General features: G+C 73.5%; 25 protein-coding genes and 1 pseudogene. 19 read left to right on the top strand and 7 right to left on the bottom strand.

Features of this window, described 5'->3' with window-relative positions; translation table 11 throughout:
* Positions 1-50 precede the first annotated feature (50 nt).
* The 3 genes from OHV05_RS33245 (at position 51) to OHV05_RS33235 (ending at position 3,021) form a co-directional block, all read left to right on the top strand.
* Complete coding sequence (locus OHV05_RS33245) at positions 51-1,139, top strand: glycosyltransferase (protein WP_405021020.1); 1,089 nt, start codon at positions 51-53, stop codon at positions 1,137-1,139.
* 112 nt (positions 1,140-1,251) lie between these two features.
* The gene (locus OHV05_RS33240) at positions 1,252-2,208 is read left to right on the top strand and encodes an ATP-binding cassette domain-containing protein (RefSeq protein WP_405021019.1); all 957 of its coding nucleotides are present in this window, start codon (positions 1,252-1,254) and stop codon (positions 2,206-2,208) included.
* Positions 2,209-2,265: 57 nt separating this feature from the next.
* On the top strand, positions 2,266-3,021 hold the full coding sequence (locus OHV05_RS33235; RefSeq protein WP_405021018.1) for an ABC transporter permease: 756 nt from the start codon (positions 2,266-2,268) through the stop codon (positions 3,019-3,021).
* A 56-nt stretch (positions 3,022-3,077) separates the two neighbouring features.
* On the opposite strand, the gene OHV05_RS33230 is transcribed toward OHV05_RS33235, so the two are convergent.
* The 5 genes and pseudogenes from OHV05_RS33230 to OHV05_RS33210 form a co-directional block, all read right to left on the bottom strand.
* On the bottom strand, positions 3,078-4,358 hold the full coding sequence (locus OHV05_RS33230) for a PLP-dependent aminotransferase family protein (protein ID WP_405021017.1): 1,281 nt from the start codon (positions 4,356-4,358) through the stop codon (positions 3,078-3,080).
* Positions 4,355-5,302 carry an alpha/beta hydrolase gene (locus OHV05_RS33225; RefSeq protein WP_405021016.1) on the bottom strand — a complete coding sequence of 316 codons (948 nt, stop codon included), beginning with the start codon at positions 5,300-5,302 and terminating at the stop codon, positions 4,355-4,357. Before OHV05_RS33225 ends, OHV05_RS33230 begins: the two co-directional genes overlap by 4 nt.
* Before the next feature lie 59 nt (positions 5,303-5,361).
* Complete coding sequence (locus OHV05_RS33220) at positions 5,362-6,132, bottom strand: methyltransferase domain-containing protein (protein ID WP_405021015.1); 771 nt, start codon at positions 6,130-6,132, stop codon at positions 5,362-5,364.
* Between the two features lie 14 nt (positions 6,133-6,146).
* Positions 6,147-6,392, bottom strand: a complete 246-nt coding sequence (locus OHV05_RS33215) for an alpha-hydroxy-acid oxidizing protein (RefSeq protein ID WP_405021014.1) — start codon at positions 6,390-6,392, stop codon at positions 6,147-6,149.
* A 46-nt stretch (positions 6,393-6,438) separates the two neighbouring features.
* A pseudogene (locus OHV05_RS33210) lies at positions 6,439-6,648 on the bottom strand (alpha-hydroxy-acid oxidizing protein); the annotation flags it as partial.
* 302 nt (positions 6,649-6,950) lie between these two features.
* On the opposite strand from OHV05_RS33210, the gene OHV05_RS33205 reads away from it, so the two are divergent.
* The 13 genes from OHV05_RS33205 (at position 6,951) to OHV05_RS33145 (ending at position 20,243) form a co-directional block, all read left to right on the top strand.
* On the top strand, positions 6,951-8,252 hold the full coding sequence (locus OHV05_RS33205; RefSeq protein ID WP_405021013.1) for a class I adenylate-forming enzyme family protein: 1,302 nt from the start codon (positions 6,951-6,953) through the stop codon (positions 8,250-8,252).
* Positions 8,253-8,390: 138 nt separating this feature from the next.
* Entirely contained in the window at positions 8,391-8,654 is a 264-nt protein-coding gene (locus OHV05_RS33200; RefSeq protein WP_403035576.1) for a phosphopantetheine-binding protein, read from the top strand.
* A complete protein-coding gene (locus OHV05_RS33195) occupies positions 8,651-8,899 on the top strand; it encodes an acyl carrier protein (protein WP_405021012.1) in 249 nt (82 codons plus the stop codon). Before OHV05_RS33200 ends, OHV05_RS33195 begins: the two co-directional genes overlap by 4 nt.
* Positions 8,896-9,957, top strand: coding sequence for a beta-ketoacyl-[acyl-carrier-protein] synthase family protein (locus OHV05_RS33190; RefSeq protein WP_405021011.1), 1,062 nt, complete (start codon positions 8,896-8,898; stop codon positions 9,955-9,957). Before OHV05_RS33195 ends, OHV05_RS33190 begins: the two co-directional genes overlap by 4 nt.
* A gap of 86 nt (positions 9,958-10,043) precedes the next feature.
* Positions 10,044-10,562: a hypothetical protein gene (locus tag OHV05_RS33185; RefSeq protein ID WP_405021010.1), complete on the top strand. Its 519-nt coding sequence runs from the start codon at positions 10,044-10,046 to the stop codon at positions 10,560-10,562.
* A gap of 167 nt (positions 10,563-10,729) precedes the next feature.
* Positions 10,730-12,358, top strand: coding sequence for a class I adenylate-forming enzyme family protein (locus OHV05_RS33180; RefSeq protein WP_405021009.1), 1,629 nt, complete (start codon positions 10,730-10,732; stop codon positions 12,356-12,358).
* The gene (locus tag OHV05_RS33175) at positions 12,319-13,683 is read left to right on the top strand and encodes a beta-ketoacyl-[acyl-carrier-protein] synthase family protein (RefSeq protein WP_405021008.1); all 1,365 of its coding nucleotides are present in this window, start codon (positions 12,319-12,321) and stop codon (positions 13,681-13,683) included. Before OHV05_RS33180 ends, OHV05_RS33175 begins: the two co-directional genes overlap by 40 nt.
* Positions 13,680-14,714, top strand: coding sequence for a 4-hydroxyphenylpyruvate dioxygenase (hppD, locus tag OHV05_RS33170; RefSeq protein ID WP_405021007.1), 1,035 nt, complete (start codon positions 13,680-13,682; stop codon positions 14,712-14,714). The genes OHV05_RS33175 and hppD overlap by 4 nt, the downstream gene beginning before the upstream one ends.
* A gap of 9 nt (positions 14,715-14,723) precedes the next feature.
* A complete protein-coding gene (locus OHV05_RS33165) occupies positions 14,724-15,629 on the top strand; it encodes a phytanoyl-CoA dioxygenase family protein (RefSeq protein WP_405021006.1) in 906 nt (301 codons plus the stop codon).
* Positions 15,626-16,594 carry a thiamine pyrophosphate-dependent dehydrogenase E1 component subunit alpha gene (locus OHV05_RS33160; RefSeq protein ID WP_405021005.1) on the top strand — a complete coding sequence of 323 codons (969 nt, stop codon included), beginning with the start codon at positions 15,626-15,628 and terminating at the stop codon, positions 16,592-16,594. The genes OHV05_RS33165 and OHV05_RS33160 overlap by 4 nt, the downstream gene beginning before the upstream one ends.
* Complete coding sequence (locus OHV05_RS33155) at positions 16,591-17,559, top strand: alpha-ketoacid dehydrogenase subunit beta (RefSeq protein ID WP_405021004.1); 969 nt, start codon at positions 16,591-16,593, stop codon at positions 17,557-17,559. The genes OHV05_RS33160 and OHV05_RS33155 overlap by 4 nt, the downstream gene beginning before the upstream one ends.
* Before the next feature lie 17 nt (positions 17,560-17,576).
* On the top strand, positions 17,577-18,371 hold the full coding sequence (locus OHV05_RS33150; protein WP_405021003.1) for a DUF3050 domain-containing protein: 795 nt from the start codon (positions 17,577-17,579) through the stop codon (positions 18,369-18,371).
* 249 nt (positions 18,372-18,620) lie between these two features.
* Positions 18,621-20,243, top strand: coding sequence for a M4 family metallopeptidase (locus OHV05_RS33145; RefSeq protein WP_405021002.1), 1,623 nt, complete (start codon positions 18,621-18,623; stop codon positions 20,241-20,243).
* Here the strand turns inward: OHV05_RS33145 and OHV05_RS33140 are convergent.
* Entirely contained in the window at positions 20,177-20,368 is a 192-nt protein-coding gene (locus tag OHV05_RS33140) for a hypothetical protein (protein ID WP_405021001.1), read from the bottom strand. The two genes, OHV05_RS33145 and OHV05_RS33140, sit on opposite strands and share 67 nt — an antisense overlap.
* Positions 20,369-20,486: 118 nt before the next feature.
* Entirely contained in the window at positions 20,487-20,888 is a 402-nt protein-coding gene (locus OHV05_RS33135; RefSeq protein ID WP_405021000.1) for a TIGR03618 family F420-dependent PPOX class oxidoreductase, read from the bottom strand.
* Between the two features lie 80 nt (positions 20,889-20,968).
* On the opposite strand from OHV05_RS33135, the gene OHV05_RS33130 reads away from it, so the two are divergent.
* The 3 genes from OHV05_RS33130 to OHV05_RS33120 all read left to right on the top strand — a co-directional run bounded on the left by OHV05_RS33130 (position 20,969) and on the right by OHV05_RS33120 (position 23,959).
* Complete coding sequence (locus OHV05_RS33130) at positions 20,969-22,354, top strand: DUF2252 domain-containing protein (RefSeq protein WP_405020999.1); 1,386 nt, start codon at positions 20,969-20,971, stop codon at positions 22,352-22,354.
* 184 nt (positions 22,355-22,538) lie between these two features.
* The gene (locus tag OHV05_RS33125) at positions 22,539-23,732 is read left to right on the top strand and encodes a cytochrome P450 (protein ID WP_405020998.1); all 1,194 of its coding nucleotides are present in this window, start codon (positions 22,539-22,541) and stop codon (positions 23,730-23,732) included.
* The gene (locus OHV05_RS33120; RefSeq protein WP_405020997.1) at positions 23,729-23,959 is read left to right on the top strand and encodes a ferredoxin; all 231 of its coding nucleotides are present in this window, start codon (positions 23,729-23,731) and stop codon (positions 23,957-23,959) included. The genes OHV05_RS33125 and OHV05_RS33120 overlap by 4 nt, the downstream gene beginning before the upstream one ends.
* The last annotated feature ends 13 nt before the right edge of the window (positions 23,960-23,972 follow it).

Genomic DNA, 23,972 nt, shown 5'->3' with positions numbered 1-23,972 from the left:
GCGAGCTGTTGGCCCGTGGTCATCAAGTGGTCTGGACCGGTTCCGAACCCGTGTTGCGCGCCCTGCTGGACCCGGGCAGCGAGATCGTCAGTACCGGCTCCCGGCTGTTCCGCCCGCAGGGCGGCTCCGGCCTGGCGGCGGTGCACTCGCTCTGGGACGGCTTCGTGGTGCCGTACGCGCGGTTCACCGCCAAGGCCCTGGACAGCGCCGTCCGGAGCCGGCGGCCCGACGTGCTGGTGGTCGACCAGCACACCCCTGCGGGCGCCCTGACGGCGCATCGGCACGGGCTGCCCTGGGCCTCGCTGGCGCCGGGCCTGATGGAGCTCGGGCGGCCGTTCGCCGAGCTGGAGCCGTGGTTCGAGGAGCGGCTGCGCGGTCTCTGGGAACGGGCCGCCCTCCCCACGGGCGCGTACCTCGACCCGCGCTTCTCCCCCGACCTGGTGCTGGCCCTGACCTGCGAGACGCTGGCGGGCGGCGGGCATCCGGCGGAGTACGCCCTGGTCGGCCCAGTGCTGGCGGACCGCCCGGCCCAGCCGGACTTCCCCTGGGAGCGGGTCGACCCGACCCGGCGTCAGCTGCTGGTCTCGATGGGCACCCTGGCCGAGGAGCTGACCACGGACTTCCTCCGCCGGACGGCGGCCGCGCTGCACCTGCTCGGCCCCGGCGTACAGGCCGTGGTGGTGGCGCCGCGCGGGCTCTGGCCGGAGTTCCCGGCCGGGACGGTGACGGTGGAGCGGGCCCCGGTGCTGGAACTGCTGGCGGGCGGCACGGTGGCGGCGGTGCTCGGCCACGGCGGCCTGAACACCACCGGCGAGGCCCTGGTGCACGGCGTGCCACCGGTGCTGGCACCGATCCGGCACGACCAGCCGCTGGTGGCGGAGCGGGTGGCCGCCGCCGGGGCCGGGCTGCGGATCTCCTTCGAACAGGCCGGGCCGGACGTGATCGCCGAGGCGCTCCGCCGGGCGCTGGCCGAGCCGGCCCTGCGCGCCGGGGCCGAGCGGCTCGGCGCGGAACTTCGGGCGAAGGGTGGCGCACGCACGGCAGTTGACCGGCTTGAGCTGCTGGCCGCCGCGGCCGGCCGCCGCACAGACCCGATGGTCCAGACCATTGTCGCGGGGCCCGCCCAGACCCTAGGGTGACCCGCAGTGCCCGATCGCGGCGCCCGGACCAGGGCTTGTCCGACAAGCCCCCAGGGCGCCCCCGTGCGACGGGCCATCCCCAGACAGCCCACCCCAGTACGGGAGTTCCGGCTTGATCGAGACCACGGGGCTGCGCAAGTCCTACCAGTCCCGCAAGGGCCGCCAGGCCACCACGGTCGACGCCGTCGCCGGCCTCGACCTGTCCGTCGCCGCCGGCGAGATCTACGGTTTCCTCGGCCCCAACGGCGCCGGGAAGACCACCACCCTGCGGATGCTCGCCACCCTGATCCGCCCGGACGGCGGCGAGGCCACCGTCGCGGGCGCCGACCTGCGGCGCGACCCGGCCGGCGTCCGCCGCCGGATCGGCTACGTCGCCCAGGGCGGCGGCACCACCGACACGGTCAGCGGCCGGGAGGAACTCGTCCACCAGGCCAGACTGCACGGCATCGGCAAGACCGAGGCCGGGCAGCGCGCCGACCGGGCGATCGCCGCCTTCGAGCTCGGCGGGTTCGCCGACCGGCCGTGCCAGACCTACTCCGGCGGCCAGCGCCGCCGGGTGGACATCGCGCTCGGCGTGATCCACTCCCCCGGCGTGCTGTTCCTGGACGAGCCGACCGTCGGCCTCGACCCAGCCAGCCGGGCGCAGGTCTGGGAGGAGATCCGGCGCCTGCGCGGCGAGGGCATGACGGTCTTCGTGACCACCCACTACCTGGACGAGGCCGACGCGCTCTGCGACCGGATCGGCATCATCGACCACGGCGGCATCGTGGCCGAGGGCACCCCCGAGGCGCTCAAGCAGGAGATCTCCGGCGACGTGGTGCTGGTCGGCCTGACCGACCCCGACAGCGTGGAGAAGGCGGCCGGCGCCCTGCGCGGCGAGCCCGACCTGCACCGGCTGGAGACCCCCGAGGACGGCGGGCTGCGGCTCTACGTCCGGGACGGCGCCTCGGCCGTCCCGCAGCTGCTCCGCACCCTGGACGGCGCGGGCGTGGTGCCCGCCACCATCCAGCTCCAGCGCCCCAGCCTGGACGACGTCTTCCTGGCCCGCACCGGCCGCTCCCTGGCCTGAGGCCACCACACAGCTCCCGTAGCTCGCCAGCTCGTCCGAAGCCGGAGAACCCGCCCCATGAAACTCGCCCGTGACACCTGGCTGGTGTTCCAGCGTCAGGTGCTGCTGATGGTCCGCACCCCGGTCTGGCTGGTGGTCGGCGTCATCCAGCCGCTGTTCTACCTGCTGCTCTTCGCCCCGCTGCTCAAGCCGGTGCTGCGCGTCGGGAGTTACGAGGAGGCGTACCGCATCTACGTCCCCGGCCTGCTCGCCGTGCTGGTCATCTTCGGCGGCCTGTTCACCGGGTTCAGCCTGCTCGGCGAGCTGCGGGCCGGCATCATCGAACGCTCCCGGGTCACCCCGGTCAGCCGGCTGGCCCTGCTGCTCGGCCGGGCGCTGCGCGAGGTGCTGGCCCTGATGGTGCAGGCCGTCATCATCACGCTGCTGGCGCTGCCGTTCGGCCTCACGGTGGCCCCGCTCGACCTGCTGCTGGCCTACCTCCTGATGGCGCTGCTGGCGCTGATGACCTCGGCGGTCTCCTACGGCATCGCCCTGCTGGTGCCCGGCGACGCCGCGCTGGCCCCGGTGGTGAACACGCTGGCCCAGCCGATCGCGCTGCTCTCCGGCGTGCTGCTGCCGCTGGCGCTGGCCCCGCAGTGGCTGCGGTCGATCGCCGAGTGGAACCCCTTCTACTGGGCCGTGGAGGGCATGCGCGCCCTGTTCGCGGGCCGGATCGGGGACAGCTCGGTCTGGCAGAGCCTGCTGATCGTCTCGGTGCTCACCGTGGCGGCGGTCTGGTGGTCGGCCCGGCTGTTCGCGGAGCGGGTGCGCTGAGCACGGCACGCTGGAGCGGGGCGGGGCCGACGGCCCCGCCCCGCTCCAGCGTGTTCTCAGGCCGCCTCGCTCCGGATGAACTCCGCCAACCGCTTGATCCCGTCGCCGATCTGATCGGTGGTCAGGCTGCTGGAGGACAGCCGCAGCAGCTGCTCCCCGCCGCCGGCCGGGTAGAAGTCGGCCATCGGTGTCCAGAGCACGCCGTACTGCTCCGCGCAGCGCCGCATCGCGGCCGCGTCGGCCCGGAACGGCACCGTGAGGACGGTGAAGTAACCGCCCTCCGGCTGGTTCCAGCCCACCCCGAGCCTGGCCCGTTCGGCGGCCGGGAAGTGCTGCTCCAGCTCGGCCAGCAGCGTGGTCAGTCCGGCCGCGTAGTGGGCCACCGCGGCGGCGTTGGCCGCCCGCAGCCGGAAGTCGTGCCGGATCAGCAGGCCGCCGATCACCGCCTGGCTGAGCGCCGGGGTGTTCACGGTCGTCATGCTCTTCAGTTTGGCCAGCTGGTCGGCCAGCAGCGTGACGGTCCCGTCCGGCGCCACCACCTCCTGGTCGGCCAGCACGTAGCCGAGCCGGGCGCCGGGGAAGCAGGTCTTGGCGAACGAGCCCAGGTGGACCACCACCCGGTGCCGGTCCAGCGCCTTCAGGGTCGGCCGGGTGCGGCCGGTCCGGGTGAAGAAGCCGTACGGGTTGTCCTCGATCACCAGCAGGCCCTCGGCCCGGGCGGTGGCCAGCAGTTCCTTCCGCACGGCCGTCGGCAGGCTGACCCCGGACGGGTTGGCGAAGTCCGGCACCACGTACAGCGCCCGGGGGCGGCGGCCCTCGGCCACCAGTGCCCGCGCGACGGCCGCCACCGCCGCCGGGTCGCCCTCGGGGACCGGCACGGTGCTGATGTCCAGCAGCCGGGCCGCGCCGGTCACGCCGACGTAGCAGGGCGAACTGACCAGCAGGACGTCGTCCCGGTCGGCGCACAGCGCGCGCAGCACCAGCAGCATGCCCTCCTGCGCGCCGACCGTGACCACCAGCGCCGGCGGCGCCACCGTCAGCCCCTCGTCGTTGGCCAGCGTCCGGGCGATCAGCTCGGCCACGATGCCCTTCGTGGGGCCGTACTGGAACAGCGTGCTGCGGACCTGGTCCTCCGTCAGCCCCCGCTCACGCAGGTGCTCCAGGTAGGCGTCCAGGTACTCGGCCACCCGGTCGGTCTCGAAGAATCCCTCGTAGGGGCGCCCGGGGGCGAACGAGATCGCCTCCGGGTGGCGGCCGGTGATCTCGTTCAGGAAGGTCATCGCATCCAGCAGCGGGTCGGCCAGCGAGCCGTGCAGCTGGTCCAGGTACAGCGTCATGACGACCCGTCCGTCCCGAACGCCGCCCGCAGCCGCCCGGCGGCCCACTCCTGGGCCTCCCGGCCGGCCTCCAGGGTGCCCGCCATCGCGAAGAAGCCGTGCACCATGCCGTCGTAGCGCCGGGTCACGGTCGGCACCCCGGCGGCCGCCAGGGCCGCCGCGTACGCCTCGCCCTCGTCCCGGAGCGGGTCGTACTCGGCGGTGATCACGGTGGCGGGCGGCAGGGCCGACAGGTCCTCGGCCCGCAGCGGGGAGGCCAGCGGGTCCTCGCCGTCCGCCTCGGCCTTCAGGTAGTGGCCCCAGTACCAGTCCACCGAGTGCCGGTTGAACAACAGCGGGTCCTCGCTCTCCCGGACCGAGGCGGTGTCGGCCCGGTACGCGGTGTTGGGATAGACCAGCAGCTGGTGCCGGAGCGCGGGGCCGCCCTCGCGGCGGGCCAGCAGGGTGACGGCGGCGGCCAGGTTGCCGCCCGCGCTGTCCCCGCCGATCGCGATCCGGTCCGGGTCCAGGCCCAGCTCGGCCGCGTGCCCGGCCAGCCAGACGGTGCCCGCGTGACAGTCCCGGACGGCGGCCGGGAAGGGGTGCTCGGGGGCGTGCCGGTAGCCGATCGAGACGGTGACGCAGTCGGCGGCGTTGGCCAGCCGACGGCAGATCGCGTCGCAGGTGTCCAGCGAGCCGAGCGTCCAGCCGCCGCCGAACAGGTAGACCAGCGCCGGGAGTCCGGCACCGTCGTGCGGCCGGTACAGGCGCACCGTGAGCGGGCCGTCGGGGCCCGGGATCTCCAGCTCGGTGACCGAGTGGACCGGCTCGGGGGCACCGCCCGCCGCCTGCACGGCGGCCAGGTCGGCGGCCCGGGCCTGGTCCAGGGTCAGGGTGTAGAGGGGGGGTGTACCGGCTTCGGCGCGCCGGGCCAGCAGCGCCAGGACTTGCGGGTCGAGCGGCATGGCCTCGCTCAACCTCCGTTCGGGGAAAGGGAGCTGATGGACTTCGGGATGACCATTCGTCAGGTCCGCCGGTACGCCTCGACATAGATCGTCTCGTCACTGCGGAACGCGGTGTCGAGATCTGCGATCTCAGTGTGCAGACCTTCACGGTAGGCGCACAATTGCACCTCCTCGGGCGCAAAACCGGCCTCACCCAGCACGTACTCCAACTCCTCCTGGTCGTAGATCCATTGGTGACCGTAGTACTGGAAGATCTGGTTGATCAGGAACGCCTTGCGCTCGGGCATCGGCGGGCCGAAGCCGAGCATGCTCAGCCGCCGCCGGTGCTTGCCCAGGAAGCCGTCGCCGTTCACGTAGCTGGTCAGGTAGCGCCGGAGGTCCGGCGTGGTGATGCGGAGCACCCCCTCGGGGCGCAGCACCCGGCGGCACTCCCGCAGCCAGCCCAGCGCCACGGGTAGCGGTACGTGCTCGATCAGATGCTCGGCGTAGACCCAGTCCACGCTGGCGTCGGCGAACGGCAGCGGCCGCGAGATGTCCAGCTGGGTGAAGCAGCGCTCGCCGTCCACCCGGTAGAGGGTGCCCGGTTCGGTGCTCGCCTCGGGGCTGGTGAGTGCGGTGATGTCGGTACCGAGACCGTTCGGGTGCGCGGTCTTGAATGCCGCGAACTCGATTCCGGTCAGACCCAGGTCGAGGAAATCCTGGTGACCGTGCGGAAGGGTGCCCGATATCGGCTCGAGTTTCTCGCAGCCCGCCACTCCGGCGCTGAATTCGTCCATCCGGACGGCCAGCGTCTCCGGATTCTCCCAGTCCCAGTCGGAAAACTTGTCCACTGCACTGCTGCCTTTCACTGGAAATACACGGAATCTGAGAACTCGTCGGACACCCGGGCCCGTGGGTCGAATTCCTCGGGTCGGGCGCCGAATTCGGCGAGGGCGCTGCGGTCGAGCTCACCGGGGCGGGGACGGCCGAGCAGCGCCGCCCGGGCGCCCAGCGCCGGCGCGGTGGCCACCTCGGCGCCCGAGCGGATGCCGCCGCCCAGCAGCACCGGGAGGTCGGCGGCGATCTCCTCGACGGTCCGGCCGGCGAACATCGCGGCGGCCGTGAGCAGTCCGTGCCGTCCGGCCCCCGATCGGTGCGGCCAGGGTGCTGCCGAGCAGATCCACCGTCAGGTCCGGGACCGAGACGTCCACCAGCGTCCGGGGGCGGAAGCCCCGGCGGCCGTACCGGCTCAGGTCGGCCGCCGGCGTGCGTTCCCGGTCGCCGTCCCCGTCGATGAACTCCCGGACCGCGACCGGGAGTCGGCCCCGGGCGTCCTCCTCGACCTCCCGCAGCGTCAGCGGACCCATCGGCGCCCCACCCTCCCGGGCGGCCGCGGGTGGGCCGCTCCCGGCTCGGCAGCGTAGGGGCCCGATCCCTCATTGGTATAGACCTTGACCCGATCCAATCGTCTGTGCCAGGGTCGGGGAACGCGGAATTCCAACCCGCCGAAAGTGAACCGACTGCCATCTTTGTCTCCCCCATTCGTGGAGTGGCGTTGACCGGTTTCCCCAGCTCTCCGCCCCCGCATTCCGACGCACCGGAACGCTGGGTCGAACACTTCCTATTGGCCGGTCCCGGTCAAGAAGAGTGTCTCCGGTTCGAAAAGCCGGTGACACGTGACACCCTGCGTTCCCTGGTCGCCGACCAGGTGGCGCAACTGACCACCGCCGGGCTCGGGCCCGGCGGTACGGTGGCCCTTCGGCTGCCGCCCTCGCTCGGCTACGTCGGCACCCTGCTCGCCGCCTGGCAGCTGGGCGGCCAGGTCTGCCTGTTGGACCACCGGCTGACGGAGCACGAGGTGGCGGCGGCGCTGGACCGGCTCTCCCCGCAGGTACTGGTCGAGGCGGACCGGCACCCGGCTTCGGGGCTGCGCGGGTTCAGCGAGATCGAACCGGTCGCCACCGCACTGCCCGGCGGCCGGCCGGCCCGATCGCCGCACGTGCTGGTGCAGTTGAGCTCCGGCTCGACCGGACCGTCCAAGGTGATCGCCCGGACGGCCGCCGACCTGCTCCGTGAGCTCGCCTGCTACCGGGCCCTGCCCGGCTTCCCCCAGGCGGGGTCACGGACCGTGCTGCTCTCCTCGGTGGTCCATGTACTGGGCCTGGTGGGCGGGTTGTTGCACAGCCTGCACAGCGGGGTCCGGCTCACCGTGCCGGAGCGGATGACGGCGGCCGGCATCCTGGCCACCGTCGCCGAGGACGATCTGCCGACCACCGTGATCGGTGTACCGTTCCACGCCGAACTGCTCGCCGGGATCCGTGCCCCGCGCCCGCTGCCCCAGCTCACCCGCATCATCGTCGCGGGCGAGCTGACCAGGCCGGGCGTGGCCGCGGCGATCGGCGAACGGTACGGGGTGCCGCTCGGGACCATGTACGGGATGACCGAACTCGGGGTGATCGCCACCGATCTGACGGGCACCCTGTACCCCGGCACCGACCCCGTCCCCGGGCTCGAACTGCGCACCGAGGGCGGCGAACTGCACATCCGGCGGGCCGACTCGCCGTACCTGGGGCTCACCGATCCGAGCCGCTGGTCCGACGGTTGGCTGCACACCCGCGACGCCGCCGAGCTGGACCGGGAGACCGGACTGCTCACCGTGCTCGGCCGACGGGACTCACAGGTCTCGATCGGCGGCCTCAAGGTCGACCTGACCGAGGTCGAGCACACCCTGACCGCGCTGCCCGAGGTCCGGGAAGCGGTCGTGGTGTTCGAGGCGGGTGCGGTCACCGCCTACCTGGTCCCGGCCGACGGCGCCGGGGCCGAACAGATCCGGGCCGGGCTGGAGGTCCGCCTCGCGGGCTACAAGCGCCCGCGCCGGCTCTCGCTGCTCCCGGTGCTCCCCCGGACCGCCACCGGCAAGCTGCTCCGCGACCCGGCCGGGCTGCGGGCGGCCGGGCCGGCCGAGCACTGAGCTTCTCCGGCCCCGCTCCTCCTCGCTGTCTCTTCCCGTCCCTTGCCGTCCCTTGCCGTCCCCAGTGCAAGCCTGGGCAATTCCTGGGCAGTGCCTGGGCGTTCCACCAACCCCCCGACCCTTGAACGGAGCCCCCCGATGCAGGACGCCATTCGCGAGTTCGTGCTCGCCGCCCTGACCGAGATGAACTACGACGTCTCCGAGGTGGTCGGTGACACCGACCTCGGCCCGGCCGGTCTCGACCTGGAGTCGCTCGCGCTGGCCGACCTGGCCGTCCAGGTGGAGGAGGAGTACGGCGTGAAGTTCGACCTGGACGACATGGAGGGCACCGCGCTGATGACCCTGGACCAGTTCACCGCCGACGTGGCCAACCGGCTCGCCGCCGCCGGTACCCCGGCGTGACCGGGGCGCCGCTGCCCGACCGGGCAGAGGTGCTGACCGTGCTGGCGCAGTTCCACGACCGCTCCGTCGACTCGGTCGAGGAGGGCCTCGGCTCGCTCGAACTCACTTGGCTGATCGCCGAGTTCGAGCAGCGTTACGGCGACCTCGAGCTGCCCGACGAGGCGGTGGACGCGGTCCGTACGGTCACCGACGCGGTCGAGCTGCTGCGGACCGCGGTCGGCCCGGCCGGACGCGGGCAGCCGTGACCGGCGTCCGGGTGGCGGTCACCGGGCTCGGGGTGCGCTCCGCGTTCGGCGCCGGTGTCGGGCCGCTGCTGGCCGCCACCAGCCACGGGAAGCCCGGGTTCGGCCCGGTCGACCGCTTCGACGTGACTCACCGCCAGGCCCGCCGGGCCGCGGCGGCGCCGGGCTCCCCTGTCCTCGACGCCGCGCTCTCGGCCGTCCTGACGGAGGCGACCGACCAGGCGGGCGTGCCCGGCGGACCGCTGCTGCTGGCCCGGCACGGCGACCCGGTGACGGCCGCCGCCTGCGCGCCCGTGCACGAGCGTTGGGGCTCGGGCCGGGTCTACACCGGTGCCTGCGTGGCGGCCGGCAGCGCGGTGGCCGACGCCGCCGCACTGATCGCCGCCGGACGGCAGGACCGGGTGCTGGTCGCGGCCGGCTACCTGGTCGAACCGGACACCTTCGCGGTCTTCGACGCCGGCCGGGCCCTGGCCCGGGACGGCGAGGCCCGGCCGTTCAGCGCCGGGCGCAGCGGGCTGCTGCTCGGCGACGGCGTGGTGGCGGTGGTGCTGGAGTCGGAGGCGGTCGCGCTGCGGCGCGGCGCCGAGGTGCTGGCCGTACTGGCCGGCTGGGGGCGGGCGGGCGACGGGTACCACGTCTGCCGTCCGGCACCGGACGGCTCCGGGCTGGCCCGGGCGATCCGGGCGGCGCTCGGGCGGGCCGGCCTGACACCCGATCAGATCGGTTACGTGAACGCCAACGCCACCGGCTCGCCGCTGGCGGACCAGGCCGAGGTGCGGGCACTGCACACGGTCTTCGGGGCCGACCCGCCACCGGTCAGCTCCAGCAAGTCCGTGCACGGGCACGCCCTGGAGGCGTCCGCCCTGCTCGAGCTGGCGGTCACCGTCGAGTCGCTGCGCACCGGCCTGCTGCCGGTCAACGCGGGCTGGCTCGGGCCCGATCCGGACTGCGCGCTGGACCTGGTGCTGTCCGGGCCGCATCGGGCTGAGCCCCGGCACGCGCTGAGTCTGAACTCGGCGTTCGGCGGGGCCAACACCGCGCTGCTGGTGGCTGCCGCGTGAACGCTCACGATCACGTGAACGGTGCTGGGCGCGCAAACGGTGCGGAACGCACGAACGGTCGCGGCGAGGTGAACGCTCACGCTGACGTGAAGGCTCACCTCACGGTAAACGGCCTTCGCCTGCTCGCCCACGGCCGCTGGCCGGAGCCCGGCGACACCGAGCTCCCCCGACTGCCCGGCTTCACCGACTCCCCGTTCAACCCGCTGGTGGTGGCCGCCGCCGACCGCTGCCTGCACGCCTGGGGCGGCGAACTGCCGGGCCGGACCGGGCTGTTGCTGGCGAGCCTCAGCGGTGACCTCGGCACCGCCCGAGCCATCAACGAGGCGGCCGGCAGCAGTCGTCGGGTGCCGCCGCTGCTGTTCTTCCAGTCCAACCCGAACGCCGTACTAGGCCACCTGGCCGCCCGCTGGCACCTGACCGGACCGGTGGTGGCCACCAGCCCACCGGCCGCCGCACCGGGTGAAGTACCGCCGGACGCCTTCGAGTTGGCGTCCCTGCTGCTGGCCGACGACGACGCCGACCAGCTCCTGGTGATCGCCGCCGAACAGGCCGGCCCCGCCGACCCCGGACGGGCCGTCGCCGTCCTGGTCACCCCCGCCACCTGACCCTCCGTCGCACTCCCCGGCACCTCCGGCACCTCCAGCGCCTTCCGGCACTCGCCGGCACGCGAAGCGCGTCCGAGCGCCCGGCAACCCCCCGTCATCCCCGCCGCTGCCCGCCAGCGGCTCATCTCACCGGCATGGCCACCGGCCATCGGGAGGGACCACTCACCGTGAGCATCCGCAGCATCCGGGCCCGACTGGCCGACGACCCCGCCGTGGGCGCAGGCAACGTCCTGACCACCCGGATCGCCCTCGGCGAGGGCCTCGACGAACCACTGCTGACCTTCGACACCCCGGTCGACGGCCACGCCGCCTGGCAGCCCTTCACCCTGCGCGAGCTGGACCGCGCCGTCCGGGCCAGGGCCGCCGCCCTGCACGGGCTCGGCATCGGCCGCCGCGACCCGGTGGTGATCTACGCGAGCGCCGCCGCCGACCACGTGCTCGGTTTCCTCGCGCTGGCCAGGCTCGGCGCCATCCCGGCCCTGCTCAACCCCAACCTGGACGGTGAGAAGGCCGCCCGCTACATCCACCGGCTGCGCGCCGCCGGGGTGTTGACCGACCCGGCGCACCGCGAGCTGCTGGCCGGGCACGACCCGGGCGCGCCGCTGCTGCCGGAGATCGCCTCGCTCGCCCTCGGCGACCCCGACGACGCCCCCGAGCCCTACCGGCACTGGGGTGGCGACCCGGTGGCGATCACCCACTCCTCCGGCACCACCGGTCTGCCCAAGGCGGTGGTGCACTCGCACGACAGTCTGTACGCGGCCATCCGGCACCGCCTGGCGTTGCCCCGCCCGCAGGGTTCCGAGCGGATGCTCTCCGCGCTGCCCTCCCCGCACGCCGCCACCCTGATCATCACCAACCTGGCCCTCAGCTCACAGGCCCAGCTCGCGCTGCTCTCCGGCCAAGGCGGCGAGGGCGTGCTCGACGCGGTGGAGAGCTGGCAACCGCACGGCGTGATCGGCTTCGCCGCCACCTGGGCCGACCTGGCCAGGCACGATCTGAGCACCCGTCGGCTGGACAGCGTCGCCCTCTGGTGGAACACCGGCGACTGCGCGCACGAGGCGCACATCCGCCGCCTGATCGCCACCGGTTCCCGGGCCGGCGTCACCCGCGAGGGCCGGGTCCGTACCCCGGGCTCGGTCTTCGTGGACGGTCTCGGCTCCACCGAGATGGGCCACTCGCACTTCTTCATCACGCACAGCCAGGACACCGACCGCTACGGCCGCTGCGTCGGCCGCCCGCACGCCTTCGTGGACTGCGCCGTGCTCGGCCCGGACGGCACCGAGCTCGGGCCGCACCAGATCGGCGAGCTGGGTACCAGCTCCCCCACCCTGGCCCTCGGCTACTGGAACGACTCGGTCACCACCTACCGCACTCGGGTCCGCGGCTACTTCCTCACCGGCGACCTGATGTACCGGGACGAGGAGGGCTACTACTACCACGTGGACCGCGCGGTGGACTCGGTCGAACTCCCCGACGGGCACCGGCTGTACACCGCGATGTCCGAGGAGCGGGTGCTCGCCGCCTGCCCCGAGGTGCTCGACTGCACCGTGGTCGCGGTCCGCGAGGGCGACCGGGTGGTCACCGACGTGCTGCTCCAGCTGGACCCGAAGGCGGACCAACTGGCCGACCGCACCAAGGAGGTGACGGCCGCGCTGGAGGAGCGGGTGGCCGCCACCGTCCGCCGGGTGCTGGTGGTCTCGGACGACCGCATCCCGCTCGGGCCCACCGGCAAGGTCCGCAAGGTCCTGCTCCGCGAGTGGCACCTGGCCGGCAGCGTCACCCGGGCCGCCCGGTGATCGCCGCCGCACACACCGCCGCCGCACACAGCGCGCCTGGCGGGACCGCCGCCGCCGGGACCGCCGCCGTGGTGACCGGCCTCGGCCTGGTCACGCCCGTGGGCCGCAAGGCCCTGGAGGTCTTCGAGGCGCTCACCGCCGGACGCTCGGGCATCGGCCCGGTACCCGAGGGCCACCCGGCGTTCGGCTGGCTGCCGGCCGCCGGGATCGCCCCGGCGATCGACGGCCGCGAGGTGCTGCCGCCGACCGAGACCCGCTGCGTGGACCGGTTCGTCCTGCTGGCGCTGGCCGCCGCGGACGACGCGCTGGCCGACGCCGGGATCGTGGTCGGCCGGGACGTCGCACCGGACCGGATCGCCGTGGTGCTGGGCACCGGCGGCGCGGGTCTGGAGACCTTCGAGCAGCAGTCCCACCGCCGCCTGGAACGCGGTCGGCCCGCCGTCAGCCCGTACCTGCTGCCGGGCATGCTGGCCAACATGGCGGCGGCCCGGATCGCCATCAAGTACGGTGCCCGGGGCTACAGTTCGGCCCCGGTCACGGCCTGCGCGGCCGGCGCCCAGGCGATCGCCGAGGCGCTCCGGCTGATCCGGGCCGGTGACGCGGACGTGGTGGTCTGCGGCGGCAGCGAGTCCTCGCTGCACCCCACCGTCGCCGCCGCCTTCACCAACGCCCGGGCGCTGGCCCAGGGTTGGGACGACCCGGCGCAGGCCAGCCGCCCGTTCGACGCGCGCCGGAACGGCTTCGTGCTCGGCGAGGGCAGCGCCGTCCTGGTGGTCGAGCGCGCCGAGCACGCCGACGCCCGGGGCGTGGCGGGCTACGCCGACCTGGTCGGCTGGGGCGGCAGCACCGACGCGCACCACCCGACCATGCCCCGCCCGGATGGCTCCGGCGCCGCCGCCGCGATGCGGCTGGCCCTGCGCAGCGCCGGCCTGGCCCCCGGCGACGTGGACTACGTCAACGCGCACGGCACCGGCACCAAGCTCGGCGACCAGGCCGAATCCGCCGCCCTGCGCGACGTGTTCGGCTCGGCACAGCCCGCCGTCAGCTCCACCAAGGGCTCCACCGGCCACCTGCTGGGGGCGGCCGGTGCGGTCGAGGCGGTGGTCTCGGTGCTGGCCGTGGCCCGGGGCGAACTGCCGCCCACGCTCAACCTGGACGACCCCGACCCGGCCTGCGATCTCGACCACGTCCGGGGCGCCGCGCGCACCGGTCCGGTCCGCGCCGCGCTCACCAACTCCTTCGCCTTCGGCGGTCACAACCTGAGCCTGATCTTCGGCCCGCCGTCCACCCGCGCCACCAGATTCCAGCCGGGAGAGATCCGTTGAGCATCCAGAGCATCGCCCACGTCGAGTTCCACTGCGCCGACGCGGACCGGTTCGCCGCCTACCTGGTGGAGGCGTACGCCTTCGCCCTGGAGCCACCGGTCACCGCCGAGCCGGGGGTGCGCCGGGTCTGGGTGCGCCAGGGCACGATCCGCTTCCTGCTCAGTTCGGCTGATCAACCCACCCACCCGGTGGCCGAGTTCGTGGCCAGGCACGGGGACGGGGTGGCGGTCTTCGCACTCGGCTGCGCCGATCCGGCCGCCGCGCTGGACCAGGCGCTGCGCAACGGCGCCCGGCCGCTCGCCCCGGGTCTGGTGGCGGGCTTCGGCGACGTGGCCCTGCGCTTCGTCGCGCTGCCGGAGCCACTCCCTGAGCCGCACCCTCAGCCGCTCCCTGAGCCGCAGCCGGGGGCGATCCCGGAGGGGTCGGCCGCCGAGCTGCTCCAGTTCCTCGACCACGCCGCGCTCTGCGTACCGGCCGGGGAGCTGCCCGACGCGGTGAAGTTCTGCGAGCAGGCGCTCGGCTTCCGCCGGATCTTCGACGAGTACATCGAGGTCGGCGCCCAGGCGATGGACTCCAGCGTGGTGCAGAGCCCGTCCGGCCTGGTCACCTTCACCCTGATCCAGCCGGACACCGCCCGCTCACCGGGCCAGATCGACACCTTCCTGGACCGGCACGAGGGCTCGGGCGTCCAGCACCTGGCCTTCCACACCGGGGACATCGCCGTCGCGGTGCGCGAACTCACCCGGCGCGGCGTGCGGTTCCTCTCCACCCCGGAGACGTACTACCAGGCGCTGCCGGAGCGGATCGGGGCCACCAACGTCCCGGTGGAGACCCTGCGGGAGCTGAACGTGCTGGTCGACCAGGACCACGGCGGCCAGCTGTACCAGATCTTCACCCGCTCGGCGCACGACCGGCGGACCTTCTTCCTGGAGCTGATCGAGCGTCAGGGCGCGGGCACCTTCGGTTCCGCCAACATCCGGGCCCTGTACGAGGCCGTCGAACGCCAGCACGCCACCTCCCCGGCCAACTGAGGAGCACCGATGACCGAGTTCGAACTGACCGAGGCCGAGCGCGCGCTGCTGCCGACGCCGGACGAGGTGGCCGAGTACGCCGAGCGCGGCTGGTACCTCTCCCGGAAGGTGTTCACCGACGAGGAGCTCGACCTTCTCCAGGACGCCACCGAGAAGTACTACGAGGGCCACCGGGACCGGACGCTGCCGGTCCGCCCGCCGCACCTGGCCGCCTGGGAGCCCTCGCACGGGCCGGTCCAGCGGCACAACGACTACGTGCACTACGAGAGCGAGGCGATCGGGCGGATCCTCCGCAAGCCGCTGCTCGGTGCCGTCGCCGCGCTGCTGGCCGGGGCCGAGGAGATCCGGGTCTTCCAGTCCACCCTGATCTACAAGCCGCCGATCGCCGGCGAGCCGAGCAACCAGGTGCCCTGGCACTTCGACCGGCACTACTGGGCCACCAGCACCTCCGAGCGGATGCTCACCGCCTTCGTGCCGTTCCACGACTGCGGGGAGGAGCTGGGCACCATCACCATGGTGGACGGCAGCCACCGCTGGCGGGAGCGGCCCGCCGGGGAGGACTCCAGCCGGCACTTCGCCCAGCGCGACCGCAGCGAGCTGGAGCGACTGCTGGTCGAGAACGCCGAGTACAACGGCGCCGAGGTCCGCAAGATCCCGATGGTGATCCCGCGCGGCCACGTCAGCTTCCACCACTGCCGCACCTACCACGGCAGCGGCCCGAACCTGGCCGGGATCCCGCGCCGGGCGGTCTCGCTGCACCTGCAGGACGGCGCCAACGAGTACCGCGCCCACACCCGCCCCGACGGCACCCCGGTGGCCTACAACCACGACGTGCTGGTCCGCCGGACCGCCGACGGCCGCCCCGACTACGCCGACCCGGAGTTCTGCCCGCCGATCTGGCAAGGGGCGGTATGAGTCTCCACTCCCCCCGGGACCGCTACCGGATGGTCCGGCTGATCCGGGGCTTCGAGGAACTGGCCCTGGAGCTGGTCCGCTCCGGCGACATCGTCGGCGGCACCCATCCGTACATCGGCCAGGAGGCCGTCGCGGTCGGGGTCTGCTCGGCACTGCGGCCGGAGGACCGGCTGACCAGCACCCACCGGGGCCACGGCCACGTGCTCGCCAAGGGCGCGGACCCGGCCCGGCTGCTGGCCGAACTCCTCGGCCGCACCACCGGGTTGAACCAGGGCCGGGGCGGCTCGATGCACGCCGCCGACTTCTCGCTCGGCATCCTGGGCGCCAACGGCATCGTCGGCGCGGGCGCCCCGATCGCGGTCGGCGCCGCCTGGGCGGCCCAACTGGCCGGTGAGCAGAGGGTGGTGGTGAGCTTCTTCGGCGACGGCGCCCTCAACCAGGGCGTCCTGCTGGAGTCCTTCAACCTGGCCGCGATGTGGCGGGTGCCGGTGGTCTTCGTCTGCGAGAACAACGGCTACGCCACCACCCTGCCGGCCGCCGTCGCGGTGGCGGGCACCGCGCTGGGGCGGGCCGAGGCGTTCGGCATCCCGGCGGTGGCGGTGGACGGTATGGACACCGAGGCCGTCCGGGAAGCCGCCCTGGCGGCGGTGGACCGGGCCCGCTCGGGCGGCGGTCCGAGCTTCCTGGAGTGCCGGACGTACCGGTTCGAGGGACACCACACCATGGAGCGACGGATCAAACTGGACTACCGCCCGGCCGAGGAGCAGGCCGCCTGGCGCGCCCGCGACCCGCTCACCGCGGCCGCCGCCCTGGTCGGCGACACCACCGCGATCGACGCCGAGGTGGCCGAACAGCTCGACCGGGCACGGGAGTTCGCACTGAGCTCACCCGTGCCCGATCCGGCCGGCGCCTGCGACCACCTGTACGCGAGCGGGCTGCGGCCCCGGGCGGGGGCGGTGGCATGAGCTGGCTCTCCTACACCAAGGCACTGAACCGGGCGCTGGCCGACGCACTGGCCGAGGACCCCGCGGTCTGCCTGCTCGGCGAGGACATCGGCGCCGGTCTGGCCGGCCCCACCCTCGGGCTGCAGAAGCGGTTCGGGGCGAGCCGGGTGGTGGACACCCCGCTCTCCGAGCAGGGCTTCACCGGGGTGGCGGTCGGCGCCGCACTGGCCGGACTGCGGCCGGTGATCGAGTTCCAGATCCCCTCGCTGCTCTTCCTGGTCTTCGAGCAACTGGTCAACCAGGCGCACAAGTTCTCGCTGATGACCGGTGGTCAGACCGGCGTGCCGCTGACCTGCCTGGTGCCGGGTTCGGGCTCCCGGGACGGCTGGGCCGGGCAGCACTCGGACCACCCGTACGGGCTGTTCGCGCACATGGGCGTGAAGACCGTGGTGCCCGCCACCCCGACCGATGCCTACGGGCTGCTCCGGTCGGCGATCGCCGACCCGGACCCGGTGGTGGTGTTCGCCCCGGCGGCCGCGCTCGGCGTCCGGGAGGACGTCACCGGGCCGCTGCCGGTGATCCCGCTCGGCCGGGCCCGGGTGCACCGGGCCGGCACCGATGTCACGGTGGTCGCCGTCGGCCATCTGGTGCACGAATCCCTGGCTGTGGCAAGAGAGTTGGCCGAAGAGGGAATCTCGGTCGAGGTACTTGACCCGCGCACCCTGTACCCCTTCGATTGGGAGGCGCTCGGCACCTCGCTGGAGAAGACCGGGCGGCTGGTGGTGATCGACGACTCCAACCGCAGCTGCGGGATCGGGGCCGAGATCCTGGCCACCGCCGCCGAGCAGTACCGCCTGACCGCACCACCTCGCCGGATCACCCGCCCGGACGGCGCCGTGCTGCCGTTCGCCCGCGAGCTCGACCGGGCGCTCCAGCCCGGCCGGGAGCAGCTCCGGCACGCCGTGCACGCCACCCTCAAGCACTGACCACCCTTGGAGCAGAGATGTCCAACAACCGTTACAGCTGGGACCGTACGCACCCGGGCCTGTCCGGCCTGCAGGCGGCCATCGAGCCGCTGCGCCGCCAGGTGGTGGACCACGCGATCTACGCCGAGCTGAACAGCCAGGCCCGGGTGCGCACCTTCCTGGAGCGGCACGTCTTCGCGGTCTGGGACTTCATGTCGCTGCTGAAGAGCCTGCAGCGCGAGCTCACCAGTGTGGACGTGCCGTGGGTGCCGACCGGTCCGACCGCCAGCCGCAGACTGATCAACGAGATCGTACTGGTGGAGGAGAGCGACGAGCTGGGCGAGGGCTTCATCAGCCACTTCGAGCTCTACCTCGACGGGATGCGCCAGGCGGGCGCCGACACCGCGCCGGTGACCGCCTTCCTGGAGCGGCTGGGCCAGGGCACCGCGGTGCCCGAGGCACTGAAGCTGGCTCAGGTGCCCTCGGCGGCGGCCGACTTCACCTCGGTCACCTGGAGCATCATCGAGAACGCGCCGGTGCACTGCCGGGCGGCGGCCTTCGCCTTCGGCCGCGAGGACCTGATCCCGGAGATGTTCGAGCAGGTGATCCGGATCGAGGACCCGGACGGCGTGCTCACCGTCTTCAAGGACTACCTGGCCCGGCACATCGAGGTGGACGGCGAGATGCACACCCCGATGGCGATGCAGATGCTGATCGACCTGTGCGGCGACGACCAGCAGAAGTGGGACGACTGCGCGGAGACCGTGCGCACCGCACTGGCCGGCCGGGTCCGGCTCTGGACCGCGATCCAGGAGGCGTTCCCGGGCGCCTGACGCCGACGGGGGGCGGGCGCCACGCGTCCGCACTCTGGACACGACGTGACCGGTACATGTAGAAAAGGCGTCCCGGCAGCGTCCGCCCCTTCCAGCTCCCATACGTACAGCGCCTCCCCTCTCGCGTGCGCTCGACGGTTCGCTGCCGGATCGCAGTCTGTCTCATCGCCTCCCGCCCGGGGACCGGGCCGATCCACGGCCCGCTCCGTCCGGCGCCCCCGAGATCCGAGGAGCACGATGCACATCCGCATGCGTACCGCCGCAGTCGCCACCGTGGTCGCCCTGGCCGCCGGCGCGTTGACCACCGCCGCCGCACCGGCCGTCCCGTCCGGCGGCGCCGCCTCGGCCGCCCGCGCGGCGGGCATCGCCGGCGCCGAGGCCGCACTCGACCGGGCCGGCCTGTCGGGACCGGGCCAGGGTCGGACCGTCCGGGACGTGGTGACCGACCAGGACGGCAGCCGGCACGTCCGGTTCGACCGCACGTACGCGGGACTGCCCGTGCTGGGTGGCGACCTGATCGTCCATCTGACGCCCGCCGGCGCGACCAGGTCCACCGATCTCGCGGTGGCCGGCCCGATAGCCGTCGGCTCCACCACGCCCGCCGTCTCCGCCGACCGGGCCGGGCAGCTGGCCGTGGGCGAGCTCGGCCGCTCCGCCAAGGCCGCGGGCAAGGCCGTCCAGCAGGCCGACGCCACCCCGCAGTTGGTGATCGACGCGCTGCACGGCGCACCCCGGCTGGCCTGGCGGACCACCGCCGCCGGGCAGGACTCGCTCGGCAACCCGATCGCCCGCACCGTCCTGGTGGACGCCCGTACCGGTGCGCAGATCGACGCCTGGGACGCCATCGAGACCGCGACCGGCGACGGGCAGTCGCTCTACGGCGGCACCGTCCCGCTGGAGTCGACGGTCTCCGGCTCCACCTACCAGCTCAAGGACCCGACCCGGGGCAACACCTACACCGGCGACGCGGCCAACAAGACCGACCTGTGCCTCGGCTCGATCTGCTTCAGCCGGGCGCCCGCGACCCTGTTCACCGACGCCGACAACCACTGGGGCACCGGCGCCACCACCGACCGTTCCAGCGCGGCGGTGGACGCCCAGTACGGCACCGACGTCACCTGGGACTACTACAAGAACGTGCACGGCCGCACCGGCATCGCCGGGGACGGCAAGGGCGCGTACAACCGGGTGCACTACGGCAGCAACTACAACAACGCGTTCTGGCAGGACTCGTGCTTCTGCATGACCTACGGCGACGGTGACGGCACCGTCTTCGGCCCGCTGGTCTCGCTCGACGTGGCCGGGCACGAGATGTCGCACGGCGTCACCTCCCGGACCGCCAAGCTCACCTACTCCGGCGAGTCCGGCGGCCTCAACGAGGCCACCTCGGACATCTTCGGCACCCTGGTGGAGTGGTACGCCGCCAACGGCAGCGACACCGGCGACTACCTGATCGGCGAGGAGATCGTGAAGCCCGGCTTCGGCAAGGAGGCGCTGCGCTTCATGGACAAGCCCTCCAAGGACACCAAGTCCGCCGACTGCTGGAGCTCCAGCGTGGGCGGGCTGGACGTGCACTACTCCTCCGGCGTGGCCAACCACTTCGCCTTCCTGCTGGCCGAGGGCAGCGGCAGCCGGGTGGTCAACGGCGTCCCCTACGACAGCCCGACCTGCAACAGCTCCACCGTCTCCGGCATCGGCCGGGACAAGCTCGGCAAGATCTGGTACCGCGCGCTGACGGTCTACATGACGTCGGGCACCAACTACGCGGGCGCCCGCACCGCCACCCTCAAGGCCGCCACCGACCTCTACGGGGCCGGCAGCACCGAGTACGCGGCGGTCGCCGCGGCCTGGTCCGCGGTCGCGGTCAACTGACCGACCGGCAAAGCCTGTTCGGTCCGGAGCGGGTCACCGCTCCGGACCGTCGTGCGGTCCGCCTCGAAGTAGCCGGCCAGCCGGTCCAGCAGCCGTTGGAAGTTGGCGGTTTCCTGCTCGTTCACGGTGAGGGCTTCGCAATCTGACGGCATCTGACGGTACGGGTCTGCGACTCCGCAGATGCTGCCCCGCCCGGCTCAACAGCCGATAAACGTCCCGTCATTCACTCTGGCCGAGAACCGCTCAGAACCGGCCGAGCACCCGCTCCACCGTGATCTCGATCGCCACCCGGGCCGGGTTGACCCGCGGCGCCTGGTACCGCTCCGCGTACCGGCGCTCCGCCTCGGCCACCGCCGCCGGCTCGGACCGGACCACCGCCGTGCCCTCCAGCGTGCACCACCGGGCGCCGGCCACCTGACAGACCGCCACCCGCAGCCCGGCCTCCCCGGCCGCCAGCACGTTGCGCGCCTTCCGGCTGCTGCCGCTGGTGATCACCCGGGCGATCCGGGCCTCCGGGTCGTAGCTCACCCCGACCGGGGCGACGTGCGGGCTGCCGTCCGGGCGCAGCGTGGTGAAGGTGGCCAGGTGCCGCTCCCGCCAGAAGTCGTGGAAGGAGTCACCGAGCGCGCCGAGGTCATGGGCCATACCGGAATGCTACGTGCCTGCTCGGCGGGCCCGGCGCGCGGTACCGTACCTCCGGTCAACCGGGTACGGGAGGGGTCGAAGTGCGGGATTTCGAGGTCGAGGGGTTCGCGGCGTGGCCGCCGCAGGGCGGGGCGAGACGGCGCGGCAAGCGGCTGCGGGAGAAGACGCCGCGCGAGTCGCACCACCAGCTGGAGCTGCCGCCCGACCGGCCGGACGTGGTCGAGGCGGTCGGCTCGGCCAACGTCGGACGGCTGGCGCACCTGGTGCCGATCCGCACCGGCCGGATGGCCGCCTCGCCGTTCGCCTTCCTGCGCGGCTCCGCCGGGCTGATGGCGCACGACCTGACCACGGGGCCCACCAGCGGTCTGACCGCCCAGCTCTGCGGGGACGCGCACGCCGCCAACTTCGGCCTCTACGGCGACGCCAGGGGCCGGCTGGTGATGGACATCAACGACTTCGACGAGACCGTGCCGGGCCCCTGGGAGTGGGACCTCAAGCGGCTGGCCGCCAGCCTGGTGCTGGCGGGCCGTCAGGCCGGCGCGAGCGAGGACGAGTGCCGCAGCGCCGCGTTCGACGCGGTCGGCTCCTACCGCCGGACCATGCGGGTGCTGTCCGCGCTGCCTGCGATAGAGGCGTGGAACGCGATCGCCGACGAGCACCTGGTCAGCGTCGCCGACGCGCACGAACTCCAGGACGTGATCAGCGCGGTGGCCGCCAAGGCGCTGCGCAACACCAGCGCCCGGTTCGCCTCCCGGTCCACCGTCGAGGACCCGGACGGCCGGCACCGGTTCACCCCGGCGCCGCCGGTGCTCAGCGAGGTCGACGACCGCACGGCCGGCGCGGTGGCCGCCGCGCTGACCGGTTACCTGGGCACCGTCCCGGCCGAGATGCACCCGCTGCTCTCCCGGTACAGCGTCCAGGACGTGGCCTTCCGGGTGGTCGGCACCGGCAGTGTCGGCACCCGCTCCTACGTGGTGCTGCTGCTCGACCAGCGCGGCGAGGCCCTGGTGCTCCAGGTCAAGGAGGCCCGCCCCTCGGTGCTGCTGCCGCACCTGGCCAGGGCCGGGTACCCGGTGGCCGGTCCGGTCGGGCACGAGGGCCAGCGGGTGGTACTCGGCCAGAAGCGGATGCAGGTGGTCAGCGACACCCTGATGGGCTGGACCACGGTGGACGGACTCCCATACCAGGTACGGCAGTTCCGCAACCGCAAGGGCAGCGTGGACCCGGCCGCACTGCAGCCAGGACAGCTCGACGACTACGGCCGGCTGACCGGTGCGCTGCTGGCCCGGGCGCACGCGCACACCGTGGACGCGGCCGTGGTCTCCGGCTACTGCGGCAAGAACGAGGCGCTGGACGAGGCGATCGCCGCCTTCGCGGTGGCGTACGCGGACCGGACCGAGGCCGACCACGCCGACCTGGTGGCGGCGGTCCGCAGCGGGCGACTGCCGGCCGAGAACGGAGTCTGACGGGGCGGCAGTCGACGGGGCGCGCCCGCTGACCGAAAGGGCGCGCCCGCTTGGCCGGTTCACGCCCTGTCGGACGCGGCACCGGGAGGTTACGGTCGGTGGTGGCCCGGACTCGCTCCGTCGATGTCCGCCCCGTCCCCCGGCCCCGCACCCCTCGGCACCACCAGCAGAGGAAGAAGCAGTCATGACCACCGCTCCCCTCGTCCCCCTGCACTGCCTGCGCCAGGCCGAACCGGGTCCGCCTCGGCTCACCGAACTCCCCACCGGCACCCCGGCCTGGCTGCTCACCCGGCACACCGACGTCCGGCAGGCGCTCACCGACCCGCGGCTGGACCGGGCCTCGCTCTACGCGCCGGACGCGCCCGCGCTCTCGGTGATCCCGAATCTGCTGGACGACCCGGACGGCCTGCTCAACATCGACGGCGTCGAGCACCAGAAGCTCCGCCGGACCGTCCAACGCGCCTTCACCCCACGGGCGATCGAGCGCTGGCGCCCGTGGGTCTCCACGGTCATCGAGGAGCTGATCGACGAGCTGGTGGCCCAGCCCGCCCCCGCCGACGTGGTCGCCGCCTACAGCCGGCGGCTGCCGGTCGCGGTGATCAGCCGGCTGATGGGCCTGGACGGGCTCGACCTGCGCAAGCTCGGCGACTGGAGCGACCACGCGCTCTCCACCACGGCCTACACCGCCGAGGAGATCCAGCAGGCGATGGCCGAATTCGGCGCCTTCTGCTTCGAGTTGGTGCTGGAGCGGCGCAAGAACCCCGGCGACGACCTGGTCAGCAGCCTGGTCCAGGCGGCCGACGAGACCGACGGCGTCACCGAGATGCAGCTCACCAAGCTGGTGCTCGGCCTGGTGGTCGCCGGGCACGAGACCACCATGACCACGCTCGGCAACGCGCTGGTCTTCCTGCTCTCCGAGGACCGGGCGGCCTGGGCCCGGATCGGCGCCTCCCGCGAGGAGGCCGGCGCCGCCACCGAACAGCTGCTGCGCACCATCCCGTTGGGCGACCGGTCGGCCCTGCCCGGGATGCTCCGGCGGGCCACCGAGGAGCTGGAGATCGGCGGGGTCACCATCCCGGCCGGTGCGGTGGTCGCCGCCGACACCTTCTCGGCCAACCACGACCCGGCGGTGCACACCGTGGCGGGCGAGGGCGAGTGGCCCGACCTGTTCGCCGCGGCCGAGGCGCCCACCCTGACCTTCGGCGCCGGTCCGCACCACTGCCTCGGCGCCTGGCTGGCCCGGATGGAGCTGGAGTCCGGTCTGCACAGCCTGGCCGCCCGGCTGCCCGAGCTCCGGCTGGCCCACCCCGTCGAGCAGATCGAGTGGCGCGAGGGCCTGCTCACCCGCAGCCCGCTCACCCTCCCGGTCACCTGGTGAGCGCCCCGCTGGAGAGCCGGGTCGACCGCACCCGCTGTGTCGGCACGGGCAGCTGCGCCGTCACCGCCCCGGCCGACCTGACCCTCGGCCCGGACGGCCGGGTCCAGTTGCTCACCCCGACCCCGGTCCAGCTCGACCGGCTCACCGAGGCGGCCGAGTTCTGCCCGGTCGAGGCCATCACCGTCCACCGCGCCGACACCGGCGAGCAGGTCGTCCCGGCCTGGTGAACCACCCCGCCCG

This window comes from Kitasatospora sp. NBC_00070 (genome assembly GCF_045041205.1).
Classification (GTDB): domain Bacteria; phylum Actinomycetota; class Actinomycetes; order Streptomycetales; family Streptomycetaceae; genus Kitasatospora.
This window is presented reverse-complemented; position numbering and strand designations above follow the sequence as displayed.

What these genes read in the sequence shown, in the direction of transcription:
- OHV05_RS33235 (WP_405021018.1), top strand. Translation starts at nt 2,266, where the DNA reads ATGAAACTCGCCCGTGACACCTGGCTGGTGTTCCAGCGTCAGGTGCTG.
- OHV05_RS33230 (WP_405021017.1), bottom strand. Translation starts at nt 4,358, where the DNA reads ATGACGCTGTACCTGGACCAGCTGCACGGCTCGCTGGCCGACCCGCTG.
- OHV05_RS33225 (WP_405021016.1), bottom strand. Translation starts at nt 5,302, where the DNA reads ATGCCGCTCGACCCGCAAGTCCTGGCGCTGCTGGCCCGGCGCGCCGAA.
- OHV05_RS33215 (WP_405021014.1), bottom strand. Translation starts at nt 6,392, where the DNA reads ATGTTCGCCGGCCGGACCGTCGAGGAGATCGCCGCCGACCTCCCGGTG.
- OHV05_RS33200 (WP_403035576.1), top strand. Translation starts at nt 8,391, where the DNA reads ATGCAGGACGCCATTCGCGAGTTCGTGCTCGCCGCCCTGACCGAGATG.
- OHV05_RS33165 (WP_405021006.1), top strand. Translation starts at nt 14,724, where the DNA reads ATGACCGAGTTCGAACTGACCGAGGCCGAGCGCGCGCTGCTGCCGACG.
- OHV05_RS33160 (WP_405021005.1), top strand. Translation starts at nt 15,626, where the DNA reads ATGAGTCTCCACTCCCCCCGGGACCGCTACCGGATGGTCCGGCTGATC.
- OHV05_RS33155 (WP_405021004.1), top strand. Translation starts at nt 16,591, where the DNA reads ATGAGCTGGCTCTCCTACACCAAGGCACTGAACCGGGCGCTGGCCGAC.
- OHV05_RS33150 (WP_405021003.1), top strand. Translation starts at nt 17,577, where the DNA reads ATGTCCAACAACCGTTACAGCTGGGACCGTACGCACCCGGGCCTGTCC.
- OHV05_RS33145 (WP_405021002.1), top strand. Translation starts at nt 18,621, where the DNA reads ATGCGTACCGCCGCAGTCGCCACCGTGGTCGCCCTGGCCGCCGGCGCG.
- OHV05_RS33135 (WP_405021000.1), bottom strand. Translation starts at nt 20,888, where the DNA reads ATGGCCCATGACCTCGGCGCGCTCGGTGACTCCTTCCACGACTTCTGG.
- OHV05_RS33125 (WP_405020998.1), top strand. Translation starts at nt 22,539, where the DNA reads ATGACCACCGCTCCCCTCGTCCCCCTGCACTGCCTGCGCCAGGCCGAA.